Genomic DNA, 11,628 nt, shown 5'->3' on the forward strand with positions numbered 1-11,628 from the left:
CCGCTACCGCCCGCCTGCTCCTCCAGCCGTGCCATCGAACTTTCCGAGGCCCCGCGCAGCGGCGATCGTCTCGGTGGCCGTCGTGGGTTCCTGACCCGCACCGGGATCGAGGGCGACGACCTTCGGGGAGCGTCGCATGCGCTTCTCGACGGCCGTCGCGACGGCCGACAGGACCAGACACAGGCCGATGTAGATGATGCCGACGACGATGGTCGCGGGCACGATCGGCGAGCCGACGCTGGCCTGCGAGCCCAGGTACTTCGCGTAGAAGAGCAGTTCGGGGTAGGTGATGATGAACCCGAGGGCGGTGTCCTTCAGCGTCACGACGAGCTGCGCGATAATGACGGGCATCATGGCGCGGATGGCCTGCGGCAGCAGCACGAGACGCATGACGCCGGCCTTGCGGAGGCCGAGCGCATAGCCCGCCTCCTGCTGACCGCGCGGCAGCGACTCGACGCCGGCACGGATGACCTCGGCGAGCACCGAGCCGTTGTAGGCGATGAGGGCGATGACGACGGCCCAGTACGGCTCCATGCGGATGCCGAGCACCGGCAGTCCGTAGTACAGCAGGAACATGAATACCAGGACGGGGATCGCCCGCAGCACCTCGACGATCGCGGTGAAAGGCCAGCGCACCCAGGCGTGGTCCGACATTCGGCCGATGGCGAGCACGAACCCGAGGATGAGGGCTCCGACGCCGGCGACGGCGAACGCACTGAGCGTGCGCAGCGTCGCGAGCCCGATCTGCACCCAGACGTTGGAGTAGGTGAAGGCCTGCCACTTCTGCGCCGTGAACTGGCCGGTGTCGAACAGTCGCCACAGCAGCAGGCCGAGGACGGCGGCCACGACGAGGACGGTGATGACTCCGAGCACGCGGTTGCGCGCGATGGCACGAGGCCCCGGGACGTCATAGAGGACGCTGCTCATCGGTTCACCCTCCAACGGTTCTCGAGTGATCGTTGAGCCCAGGAGAGGAGAAGCACGAGGGCGACGAAGATGACCATGACCCAGAGGATGACCTCGAACTGGTTGGCGCCGCGCTCACTCAGATAGCTGCGGATCGAGCCGAGGTTGACGACGGAGAAGCCCGCCGCAACGGTCGTGTTCTTCAACAGCGCGATGAAGACGCTCATCATGGGCGGAATGACCGAGCGGAAGGCCTGCGGCAGCACGACGAGCGTCATGACCTGCCCGAACGGCAGGCCCAGAGCGCGCGCGGCTTCGGCCTGCCCGACCGGAACCGTGTTGATGCCGGAACGGATCGTCTCGGCGACGTAGGTGGCGGTGTACACGCCGAGCGCGCACACCGCGAGGGTGACGTTCGTCGCGCCCGTCAGGCGCAGGCCCAGCAGAGGGGGCAGCGCAAAGCAGAAGGCGAAGAAGACGAGAGTCAGAGGGGTGTTGCGGATCGTGTTGACGTAGATCGTGCCGACGGCGCGTGCGACCGGGATCGGTGAGACGCGCATGGCCCCGACGACCAGGCCCAGGAGCAGAGCGACAGTTCCTCCTGCGAAGAACAGCAGGAGGGTGCCCAGCAGGAACTCCCACCACAGGTCGAGGTTGTCGGTGATGACGCCCACGGGGATCCTCTCAGATGTGATCAGGGGAAGGCGGGGCGGCGCCGTGCGCCGCCCCGCCAGGCCGGATTAGTCGACCTCGGGCTGGGTGCCCGAGATGCCTGCCGGTGCCAGGTGAATGTCGAACAGTCCGGTCCAGACGTCGCCGCCGTCGGTCAGGAGCGTGTTGATCCAGTCGAGGAAAGCCGTGTCGCCCTTCTCGAGGCCGACGCCGTAGCGCTCCTCGCTGAACGGCTCGCCGGCGATCTTCAGCGTGTCGGGCTCGAGCGCGACGTAGCCGGCGAGGATAGCCTCGTCGGTCGTGATCGCGTCGACCGAACCGGCCTTGAGCTGCTCGACGCACTGCGAGTAGGTGTCGTACTCGACGGTGTCGCCGGGGCTGTACTCGTCACGGATGCGCTGCAGAGGCGTCGAGCCTGTGACGGAGCAGACGATCTTGCCCTCGAGGTCCTCGGGGCCGTTGATGTCGTCGTTGTCCGCGGCGACCAGAAGGCCCTGACCCGTGATGAAGTACGGGCCAGCGAAGTCGATCTGCTCCTTGCGGGCGTCGGTGATCGAGTACGTGCCGACGTAATAGTCGATGTCACCGTTCACGATCGCCTGCTCGCGGTTCGCCGAGGGGATCGTGACGTACTCGATCTGGTCCTCGCTGAAGCCCAGCGACGCAGCGATCCAGCGCGCGATGTCGACGTCGAATCCGGTACGCTCACCCGTCGTGGCGTCTTCGTAGCCGAGGCCGGGCTGGTCGTTCTTGACGCCGACGATGACGCCGTCACGTGCGACCATGCGGTCGTAGGTGGGGCTGTCGGTCAGATCGACCTCGGTCGCGACCTCCCAGAGCGCACCGCTGTCTCCGTCGCTGCTCGTGTCGCCACCGGTCGTGTCGCCGGGCGTACCGCTGTTGCAGGCCGTCAGGGCGAGTGCCGCGATGGCGAGTCCGGCGAATGCGCCGCCGATACGTGTTCTGCGCATGTGATCCTCCTGGGTTTCTTATGCGTTTTATGCGCCGCGCCCGGTGCTGGGGGCGTGGGGTCTAGTGGGTCAGCAGCTTCGAGAGGAAGTCCTTCGCCCGGTCGCTGCGCGGCTTGGTGAAGAACTCCTCAGGCGTGCCCTCTTCGACGATCAACCCGTCGGCCATGAACACGACGCGGTCGGCCGCCTTGCGGGCGAAGCCCATCTCGTGCGTCACGACGATCATGGTCATGCCGTCGTGCGCGAGGCCGATCATGACATCGAGCACTTCGTTGATCATCTCGGGGTCGAGCGCACTCGTCGGCTCGTCGAAGAGCATGACCTTCGGCTGCATCGCGAGGGCGCGCGCGATAGCGACGCGCTGCTGCTGTCCGCCCGAGAGCTGTGCCGGGAGCTTGGATGACTGGTGGCCGACACCGACGCGGTCGAGCAGCTGCGTGGCGAGCTTGTCGGCATCCGCCTTCTTCATGCCCTTGACCTTGATCGGACCGAGCGTGACGTTCTCGAGGACCGTGAGGTGCGAGAACAGATTGAACGACTGGAACACCATGCCGACGTCGGCGCGCAGTGCGGCGAGCCCCTTGCCCTCCTTGGGCAGCTCTTTGCCGTCGATCTTGATGGTGCCGCTCGTGATGGTCTCGAGCCGGTTGATCGTGCGGCACAGCGTCGACTTGCCCGAGCCGGAGGGCCCGATCACGACGACGACCTCACCGCGGTTCACAGTGAGGTTGATGTCGGTGAGCGCCTGGAAGTCGCCGTAGTGCTTCTGCACGTCGGTGATCTCGACAAGCGGGTCACCCCTCCTGACGTTGATGTTCGACGTCTTCGGCGCAGAATCAGAGGTCGTCATAGCAAATACCCTAGGGGTGCGCGCCTACCCGTCACACGCGACGCCGCCGAGCTTTACCGATCCGTGACCGGACTCACGCCCGCTGCGCGAAGGCCGTCTCGTACAGGCAGACACTCGCAGCGGTCGCGAGGTTGAGCGATTCGGCGGCGCCGAAGATAGGCAGCCGAAGAGACAGATCGGCCAGAGCGAGCGACTCGTCGTCGAGGCCGCGCGCTTCGTTGCCGAACAGCCACGCCGTCGGCGCTGCCAGCAGCGCGCGGGCCGCGAGGAAATCCTCTCCCCCGACATCGGCCGCAATGACGCGCACGCCGGCCGACCGCGCCCGCTCGACCGCCGTGCTGAGGTCGACGCCGACAGCGATGGGCAAATGGAAGAGCGAGCCTGTCGTGGCGCGGACGACCTTCGGGTTGTAGGGATCGACGGTGCGACCGGTGAGCACGACGGCGTCGGCTCCGGCGGCATCCGCGGCTCGGATGATCGTGCCGAGGTTGCCCGGATCGCGCACCTCTTCGCAGATGACGACGAGGCGCGGGGATGCCGCGAACACGTCGCGCACCGAGGTCGGCGTCTGCCGTGCGACGGCGACGATCCCCTGAGGCGTGACCGTGTCGGCCATCGCGTCGAGCACCGCTTCGGTCGTGAAGACCACATCGATCCCGGCGTCGTCGGCGGCGTCGCGGATGTCGGCGTGCTTCTCGAGCGCCGACGGCGTCACGAACATCTCGAGGAGCGTGTCGGGGCGGTGGGCGAGCGCTTCGCGCGCGGCCTGCGGGCCCTCGAGCAGGAAGAGCCCGGTCTCCTGCCGTGCGCTACGTCTGGTGAGCTTTGCCACCGCGCGGACTCGGGGCGACCGTGGGTTCTCGAGCACGCTCCCAGCATAGATCCCACGATGGCCGGGAACGACGGAGGGCGCCCTCCCGAGGGAAGGCGCCCTTGCACATCGATGCGCCTGCGGCGCTGTTCGACCGGGTTCGGTCAGGCGCTCTTGGGAGCGTTGACGTTCTCGGGCAGTGCCGTGCGCGCGGTCTCGACGAGCGACGCGAACGTTGCCGGCTCGTTCACCGCGAGCTCTGCGAGCATGCGGCGGTCGACCTGCACACCCGCGAGGCCGAGGCCCTGGATGAAGCGGTTGTAGGTGATGCCGTTCTGGCGGGCAGCGGCGTTGATGCGCTGGATCCACAGGCGGCGGAAGTCGCCCTTGCGCTTGCGACGGTCGCGGTACGAGTAGACGAGGGAGTGGGTGACCTGCTCCTTCGCCTTGCGGTACAGACGCGAACGCTGACCCCGGTAACCGGAGGCGCGTTCGAGGATGACGCGACGCTTCTTCTGGGCGTTGACGGCCCGTTTGACTCTAGCCATTTCGTTTCGTTCCTATTCGTGCGCGGGCGCTCAGAGACCGAGGAGCTTCTTGGCGATCTTGGCGTCGCCGGGAGCCAGGATCTTGTCGGCCGACAGGCGGCGCGTGCGCTTGGTCGGCTTGCCCTCGAAGTTGTGGCGAAGGTTCGCCTGCTGCCTCATGATCTTGCCGCTGCCGGTGACCTTGAAACGCTTCTTGGCACCCGAGTGGGTCTTCTGCTTCGGCATTTCTCTTCCTTCGTTGAGTTTCCCGCCGGAGCGGGAGTCGTAACCCGCCGGAGCGGGAATCTGTGGGCCTATGCGGCGTCGGTGTCTTCGTTCGACGAGCCGTTGTCTTCGTTCGACGAGCCGGAGCGAGAAGAACGTGCTGCCTCTTTGTTGGCGGCGCGCTGAGCGTTCTGCTCGGTCTTCACTTCGGACTTGTTCTTGTGCGGTGCGATCACCATCACCATGTTTCGCCCGTCGATCGTGGGGCTCGACTCGACCGTGCCGAACTCGGCGACATCCTCGGCGAACTTGCGCAGGAGACGCACACCCTGCTCGGGACGCGACTGCTCGCGGCCACGGAAGAGGATCATCGCTTTGACCTTGTCACCGGTCTTCAGGAAGCCCTCGGCGCGCTTGCGCTTGGTCTGGTAGTCGTGCGCGTCGATCTTCAGACGGAAGCGGACCTCTTTGAGGACCGTGTTCGCCTGGTTGCGACGTGCTTCCTTGGCCTTCTGCGCAGCCTCGTACTTGAACTTCCCGTAGTCCATGATCTTGACCACAGGAGGCTTCGAGTTGGGGGCCACCTCTACGAGATCGAGGTCAGCCTCCTGCGCCAAACGCAGCGCCACTTCGATGCGGACGACGCCGACCTGCTCTCCGGCGGGACCCACGAGACGGACTTCGGGGACGCGGATGCGGTCATTGGTACGGGGATCGCTGATGCGGAGCTCCTCTTATCGTGCGGGTGTCACACCGTGGCACGGGTGTGACACGGGCGGAAGAGGAGCACTCCACCCAGACGGCGCGAACGCCGGCTTGCTGCACCCTGACTACCCCGCACGCTCTGCGCACGGGGCGGAGTACAAGACCCGGTAGCCTGGAACGGCAAGCGCGGGTGGGATGTGATCCACTTTCCACTCCGAGGCATTACGCTCCGGAGACCGCCACAGTTTAGCAGAAAGAGCGGCGTGAACACGATTCGGGATGATGAAGCACAGGATGCCGCACGCGGCGACGACGAGCGGCACCGCCGCTGGGAGGAGCAGGAGCGCGCAGCCTCCTCTGCGACGCGCGACATCGCCGACGTCCCCGCCGTCGAGATCATCACGACGGCGGCCGTGCACCTCATGAGTGCGGCAGCGGTCAAAGTCGGCCTCGCGGACGACCCCGAGACCCAGACCGACCTCGACGAGGGCCGCAAGCTCATCAACGCGCTCGCGGGCCTCATCACGGCCGGCGCTCCCGAGATCAGCGACATGCACGCGCGTTCGCTGCGCGACGGCCTGCGCTCGCTTCAGCTCGCGTTCCGTGAAGCCTCGGTCATCCAGGACCCGATCGGCAAGGGGCCCGGCGAGAAGTGGACCGGCCCGGTCACCTGACCCTCAGCCGCGGACGAGCTTGACCGTCAGCGAGTCCACGAGCACCGCGATCCGGTCATCGGCTGCCCAGCGCGAAGCCAGTCGCGCCAGCACGGCGTCGAGCGCACTCGCATCGAGGCCGTCGATGAGCTGCAGCCGCACGACGAGTTCAGGTCCACGCAGGCGCGCCGTCGGGTCGCCGGGCTCGACGGCGAGGTCGAGCACGGCGAGCTCTCCGCCGATGCTCTCGGTGAGTCCGGCGAACACCTCGGGCGACGCGAAGCTCGGCTCCCACGCGTGCCCCTGGGCGATCGCCCACACGGCGGGCCGACGCAGCACGAACTCGGTCGGCGAGGTCGGGTCGATCACGATGAGATCGGTCTCGTCTTCGGCCGCGGCGACCGCCGTGCGGATGCCGTCTGCGGGAACGGGCCGTGCCGCGGCATCCCACCGAGCCATCGTCTCGACCGAGGTGAACACCGGCAGCACGCGACGCCCGTCGGGAGCGGCCACCGTCACGATCGACAGCTCCTGCGTCTTGTCGACGACCAGGCCGTGCGGGCCGATCGTCGGCTCCTCCGCGTCGCGAAGGTCGCCCTTCTCGGCGAGCAGCGGGATCAGCAGCCGGGCGCGGCGGTAGGCCTCGACCACCGCCGACTGATCGCCGCCACCGTCGTGGAACGCGCGCAGCGCCGCGAGGAGAGCAGGATCTGCGGAGCCGTCATCCTGGGAATGCGGATTGGACTGGAAGCTGCGCCCCTCCCACGGCACACCGGCGGAATCCGCAAGGTGCGCGTCGCGGCAGCCGTCAGTGTCCTGCGACATCCAGTGCCTCGGCGAGCGTGAACGCACCCGCGTAGAGAGCTTTGCCGACGATCGCACCCTCGACGCCCAACGAGACGAGCTCGCGCAGGGCCGCGATGTCGTCGAGGCTCGAGACGCCTCCCGAGGCGATGACGGGCTTGGGGGTGCGCGAGGTGATTTCGCGCAGCAGATCGAGATTCGGCCCGTTCAGCATGCCGTCCTTCGTGACATCGGTGACGACGTAACGGCTGCAGCCGGCGTCCTCGAGACGTTCGAGCACGTGCCACAGGTCACCGCCCTCCCGGGTCCAGCCGCGCGCGGCGAGCGTCGTACCGCGCACGTCGAGGCCCACAGCGACGAAGTCGCCGTACCTGCTGATGACCGACGCCGCCCACTCGGGGTTCTCGAGCGCGGCTGTTCCGAGGTTGACACGAGATGCGCCGGACTCCAGCGCCGACTCCAGGGAACGGTCGTCACGGATACCGCCGGACACCTCGACCTGCACTCCCTTGACGTGCTTGATGACCCTGCGCAGCACACCGGCGTTGTCGCCGCGACCGAAGGCGGCATCGAGGTCGACGAGGTGGATCCACTGGGCGCCCTGCCGGGCCCAGTCGTGCGCAGCGTCGATGGGGTCGCCATAGCTCGTCTCGGTGCCCGCCGCACCCTGCGTGAGCCGGACGGCTTTGCCGCCGGCTACATCGACGGCGGGAAGCAGGATCAGTTCTGGCGTGGACGCGAAATCGTTCATGGCTCCTCGTGTGGGACTCTCACGCGGCCGGGCGGCGCGGACGACACGACTTCAGAGGCTAGTCCCTGCTGAGGCCGCCGACCCAATTCGCCAGCAGACGGATGCCGGCCTGGCCGGACTTCTCGGGGTGGAACTGCGTCGCTGAGAGCGGACCGTTCTCGACCGCAGCCAGGAAGGGCCTGCCGTGCGTGGCCCACGTCAGGGTCGGCGCAGTGAACGGCTCCTGCGGCTCGAGCTCCCAGTGCTGCGCGGCGAAGGAGTGCACGAAGTAGAAGCGCTCCTGCTCGATGCCGGCGAACAGCCGCGAACCGGAGCCGGCGTCGACCGTGTTCCAGCCGATGTGCGGCAGCACGGGCGCGTCGAGTTCAGTGACGGCGCCGGGCCATTCCCCCAGCCCTTCGGTGTCGACCCCGCGCTCGACCCCCCGGTCGAAGAGCACCTGCATTCCGACGCAGATGCCGAGCACGTGTCGGCCGCCGGCCAGTCGACGGTCGATGATGTCGTCACCGCGGATGGCGCGCAGCGCCTGCATGACGGCGCCGAAGGCTCCGACGCCGGGCACGAGGAGTCCGTCGGCGTCGAGCGCGAGCCCCCGGTCGGACGTCAGACGCGCGTCGGCTCCCGCGAGAGCCAGTGCTTTGACGGCGGAGTGGACATTTCCCGAGCCGTAGTCGAGCACCGCGACGAGCGGACGAGTGCTCACAGAGCACCCTTCGTGCTCGGGATGCCCTCGACGAGCGGGTCGAGGGCTTTCGCCTGGCGGAAGGCGCGGGCGAAGGCCTTGTACTCGGCCTCGGCGATGTGGTGGGGGTCACGGCCGGCGAGGACCCGGACGTGGGTCGTGAGCCCGCCGTGGAACGAGATCGCCTCGAACGTGTGACGCACGAGGGAGCCCGTGAAGTGACCGCCGATGAGGTGCAACTCGAATCCGTCGGGCTCGCCCGTGTGCACGAGGAAGGGCCGCCCGCTGATGTCGACGACCGCCTGCGCGAGTGCCTCGTCGAGCGGCACGAGCGCATCGCCGTACCGCGAGATGCCCGCCTTGTCGCCAAGCGCCTCGCCGATCGCCTGTCCGAGCACGATCGCGACGTCCTCGACGGTGTGGTGCGCGTCGATGTGCGTGTCACCCGAGGCGCGCACCGTGAGGTTGGTGAGGGAGTGCTTCGCAAACGCCGTCAGCATGTGGTCGAAGAACGGGACCGTCGTGTCGATGTGGCTGCGACCCGTGCCGTCGAGGTCGATCTCGAGCTCAACGGTGGACTCGCTCGTGGCGCGCCGCACGGAGGCGACACGGTGGCCGGCAGGACGGGTCATGAGATCGATTCTATCGAGGCGAGGGCGTCGAGGAATGCCGTCGTCTCGCCCTCGGTGCCCGCCGTCACCCGCAGGTGATTCGGGATTCCGACGTCGCGGATGAGGACCCCCTGGTCGTACAGCGCCTGCCATACGGCGGCGGGATCGTCGACCCCGCCGAACAGAACGAAGTTCGTCCACGACTCGTGCGGCAGGTACCCGAGCGCTTCGACAGTCGCCGAGATGCGGTCGCGCTGCACCACGATCTCATCGACCATTCCCAGCATGACGGAAGCGTGACGCAGCGCCGCCGAGGCAGCTGCCTGCGTGAGAGCACTCAGGTGATAGGGCAGACGCACCAGACGCAGCGCATCGATGACGGCGTCGTCCGCGGCGAGGTAGCCCACTCTCGCTCCGGCGAACGCGAACGCCTTGCTCATGGTGCGCGAGACGACGAGGCGCTCACGCCCCGGCAACAGGGTGAGCGCCGAGGGCGAGCCGTGCGGCGCGAACTCCTGATAGGCCTCATCAACGACGACGATGCCTGGCGCGACGTCGTAGACCGCCTCGACGATGTCGAGGGGCAGCGGGGTGCCGGTCGGGTTGTTCGGCGCGCACAGGAACACCACGTCGGGCTGGGCCTCGGCGATCTGGGATGCCGCGCTCTCGGCGGTGATCGTGAAGTCGGGCTCGCGAATGCCGGCGACCCAGGATGCGCCGGTGGCGCGCGCCAGGAGCGGATACATGGAGTACGTGGGCGTGAAGCCGAACGCCGTGCGGCCCGGTCCCCCGAAGGCCTGCAACACGTGTTGGAGCACTTCATTCGAGCCGTTCGCAGCCCAGATCTGATCAGACGTGAGACCGTGCCCCAGATACTCGGCGAAACCCTCGCGCAGCGCGCGGAACTCGCGGTCGGGGTACCGGTTGACGTCGCGCAGCGCGATCGCGATGGAGTCGAGGATGTCGTCGGCGACGTCCTGCGGGACAGGGTGCGTGTTCTCGTTGACGTTCAGCGCGACGGGAAGCGCCGCCTGCGGTGCGCCGTATGGCGTCATCCCTCGCAGGTCGTCGCGGATGGGCAGGGCGGCGAAGCGGGAGGTCACGAAGGCAATCGTAGGCCGCATCGCGAGCCCGGGCGCCTGATCCGTCAGCCCGCCGGTGCGTACTGGGCGGGGATCGCGAGTGACTGGCCGAGTTCGATCGCGCCGCCCGGCAGCGCGTTGAGGCGGGCGATCGCATCGACGACATCGCGCGGGTCGTGCTGCGGTGCGACCGCCTGCGCGATCGACCACAGGGTGTCTCCGTACCCCACCGCGACCGTTGTGAACGACGTCGAGGCCGCGCCGGTGTCGCGCGATGCCAGCGCGGAGCCCCCACTGAGAACCCCGAGAGCCAGCAACGCGGCGAGCGGCATCGCCGCTGCGGTCGCGAGCACGCGGCGGCCGCGCGTCGTCGTGCGCAGGCGGGTGCGGGGCGCGGAAGCGAGAACGGGTGCGGATGCGGATGCGGCGATGGCGGTCATGCTGTTCCTCCTGGTGGGAAGGTTCGCATCCGACTTTCGGCCGGGAAAGCCGGATGCGAACTCCTGTTCCGAAGCTATCTTCGATGTTCGATGCTGTCAACGCGATTCCGGGGATGGGGATGTTCGAATGCGACACGCTGAACGGGCGCCGCGTGAACCCCGCACAACCGGATACGGTTTCGATGGGGCCACCACACCACGGACCTCCGACATTCGAAGACAGGAGCCGATATGAGCGACGCAGCCGGGCGCGAAAAGCCCCAGACGCGGCGGCGGAAGAGCCTGAGCGACAAGCAATTGGCGATCCTCGAGGTCATCCAGCGCTCGATCGCTCGACACGGCTACCCGCCGAGCATGCGCGAGATCGGCGACGCCGTCGGACTCAAGTCGCTCTCGAGCGTCACGCACCAGCTCAACCAGCTCGAGTTGAGCGGCTACCTGCGCCGCGATGCCGGCAAGACCCGCGCGATGGAGGTGCTCATCGATCTGCCCGGCAGCGCTGCCGAGAACCCGGCCGATACCGCGCCGTCCGTCGGCGATGCCGCCCTCGTTCCGCTCGTCGGGCGCATCGCCGCAGGCGTGCCGATCACCGCGGATCAGCACATCGACGAGATCTTCCCGCTCCCCCGCCAGCTCGTCGGCAAGGGCGACCTGTTCATGCTGCGCGTCTCGGGCGACTCGATGATCGACGCCGCGATCTGCGACGGCGACTGGGTCGTCGTGCGTTCGCAGGCGACGGCCGACAACGGCGAGATCGTCGCGGCGATGCTCGACGATGAGGCCACCGTGAAGACCTTCCGCCAGCGCGACGGGCACACGTGGCTGCTCCCCCGCAACTCCGCATTCGAGCCGATCCTCGGCGATGACGCGGTCGTGCTCGGCAAGGTCGTCGCTGTCCTTCGCGCTGTGTGAGGCCTGTGTCGGCGACACCGCATAGC

General features: G+C 67.8%; 16 protein-coding genes. 2 read left to right on the top strand and 14 right to left on the bottom strand.

The features are described from left to right. Nucleotides 1–3: 3 nt before the first annotated feature. From AC25Y0_RS05435 to infC, 8 genes are all read right to left on the bottom strand, one after another. The gene (locus AC25Y0_RS05435) at nucleotides 4–927 is read right to left on the bottom strand and encodes an amino acid ABC transporter permease (protein WP_488122263.1); all 924 of its coding nucleotides are present in this window, start codon (nucleotides 925–927) and stop codon (nucleotides 4–6) included. Continuing rightward, a complete protein-coding gene (locus AC25Y0_RS05440; protein ID WP_488122262.1) occupies nucleotides 924–1,580 on the bottom strand; it encodes an amino acid ABC transporter permease in 657 nt (218 codons plus the stop codon). The genes AC25Y0_RS05435 and AC25Y0_RS05440 overlap by 4 nt, the downstream gene beginning before the upstream one ends. 66 nt (nucleotides 1,581–1,646) lie before the next feature. Further along, nucleotides 1,647–2,549, bottom strand: coding sequence for a glutamate ABC transporter substrate-binding protein (locus tag AC25Y0_RS05445; protein ID WP_488134356.1), 903 nt, complete (start codon nucleotides 2,547–2,549; stop codon nucleotides 1,647–1,649). 61 nt (nucleotides 2,550–2,610) lie between these two features. Beyond that, on the bottom strand, nucleotides 2,611–3,399 hold the full coding sequence (locus tag AC25Y0_RS05450; RefSeq protein ID WP_488122260.1) for an amino acid ABC transporter ATP-binding protein: 789 nt from the start codon (nucleotides 3,397–3,399) through the stop codon (nucleotides 2,611–2,613). A gap of 73 nt (nucleotides 3,400–3,472) precedes the next feature. After that, the gene (locus AC25Y0_RS05455) at nucleotides 3,473–4,267 is read right to left on the bottom strand and encodes a TrmH family RNA methyltransferase (protein ID WP_488134357.1); all 795 of its coding nucleotides are present in this window, start codon (nucleotides 4,265–4,267) and stop codon (nucleotides 3,473–3,475) included. Nucleotides 4,268–4,374: 107 nt separating this feature from the next. Next, nucleotides 4,375–4,758 carry a 50S ribosomal protein L20 gene (gene rplT / locus AC25Y0_RS05460; RefSeq protein WP_488122258.1) on the bottom strand — a complete coding sequence of 128 codons (384 nt, stop codon included), beginning with the start codon at nucleotides 4,756–4,758 and terminating at the stop codon, nucleotides 4,375–4,377. A gap of 30 nt (nucleotides 4,759–4,788) precedes the next feature. Further along, entirely contained in the window at nucleotides 4,789–4,983 is a 195-nt protein-coding gene (rpmI, locus tag AC25Y0_RS05465) for a 50S ribosomal protein L35 (RefSeq protein ID WP_488122257.1), read from the bottom strand. Nucleotides 4,984–5,051: 68 nt separating this feature from the next. Beyond that, entirely contained in the window at nucleotides 5,052–5,684 is a 633-nt protein-coding gene (gene infC, locus AC25Y0_RS05470) for a translation initiation factor IF-3 (RefSeq protein ID WP_488122304.1), read from the bottom strand. 246 nt (nucleotides 5,685–5,930) lie between these two features. Between infC and AC25Y0_RS05475 the strand changes: the two genes are divergently transcribed. After that, entirely contained in the window at nucleotides 5,931–6,341 is a 411-nt protein-coding gene (locus tag AC25Y0_RS05475) for a DUF1844 domain-containing protein (RefSeq protein ID WP_488122256.1), read from the top strand. A 3-nt stretch (nucleotides 6,342–6,344) separates the two neighbouring features. Here AC25Y0_RS05475 and AC25Y0_RS05480 read toward each other — a convergent pair whose 3' ends face one another. Genes AC25Y0_RS05480 through AC25Y0_RS05505 form a run of 6 tightly spaced genes read right to left on the bottom strand, consistent with a single transcriptional unit; the run spans nucleotide 6,345 to nucleotide 10,690 of the window. Then, complete coding sequence (locus tag AC25Y0_RS05480; protein WP_488122255.1) at nucleotides 6,345–7,145, bottom strand: SseB family protein; 801 nt, start codon at nucleotides 7,143–7,145, stop codon at nucleotides 6,345–6,347. Continuing rightward, a complete protein-coding gene (gene priA / locus AC25Y0_RS05485; protein WP_488122254.1) occupies nucleotides 7,129–7,875 on the bottom strand; it encodes a bifunctional 1-(5-phosphoribosyl)-5-((5-phosphoribosylamino)methylideneamino)imidazole-4-carboxamide isomerase/phosphoribosylanthranilate isomerase PriA in 747 nt (248 codons plus the stop codon). The genes AC25Y0_RS05480 and priA overlap by 17 nt, the downstream gene beginning before the upstream one ends. A gap of 58 nt (nucleotides 7,876–7,933) precedes the next feature. Then, nucleotides 7,934–8,578: an imidazole glycerol phosphate synthase subunit HisH gene (hisH, locus tag AC25Y0_RS05490; protein WP_488122253.1), complete on the bottom strand. Its 645-nt coding sequence runs from the start codon at nucleotides 8,576–8,578 to the stop codon at nucleotides 7,934–7,936. Next, entirely contained in the window at nucleotides 8,575–9,189 is a 615-nt protein-coding gene (gene hisB / locus AC25Y0_RS05495; protein WP_488122252.1) for an imidazoleglycerol-phosphate dehydratase HisB, read from the bottom strand. Before hisB ends, hisH begins: the two co-directional genes overlap by 4 nt. Then, the gene (locus tag AC25Y0_RS05500; protein ID WP_488122251.1) at nucleotides 9,186–10,292 is read right to left on the bottom strand and encodes a histidinol-phosphate transaminase; all 1,107 of its coding nucleotides are present in this window, start codon (nucleotides 10,290–10,292) and stop codon (nucleotides 9,186–9,188) included. The genes hisB and AC25Y0_RS05500 overlap by 4 nt, the downstream gene beginning before the upstream one ends. Before the next feature lie 23 nt (nucleotides 10,293–10,315). Further along, nucleotides 10,316–10,690 carry a LysM peptidoglycan-binding domain-containing protein gene (locus tag AC25Y0_RS05505; RefSeq protein WP_488122250.1) on the bottom strand — a complete coding sequence of 125 codons (375 nt, stop codon included), beginning with the start codon at nucleotides 10,688–10,690 and terminating at the stop codon, nucleotides 10,316–10,318. Between the two features lie 231 nt (nucleotides 10,691–10,921). Between AC25Y0_RS05505 and lexA the strand changes: the two genes are divergently transcribed. Next, nucleotides 10,922–11,602, top strand: a complete 681-nt coding sequence (gene lexA / locus AC25Y0_RS05510; protein ID WP_488122249.1) for a transcriptional repressor LexA — start codon at nucleotides 10,922–10,924, stop codon at nucleotides 11,600–11,602. Nucleotides 11,603–11,628: the final 26 nt, after the last annotated feature.

This window comes from Microbacterium sp. Y547 (assembly GCF_057669785.1).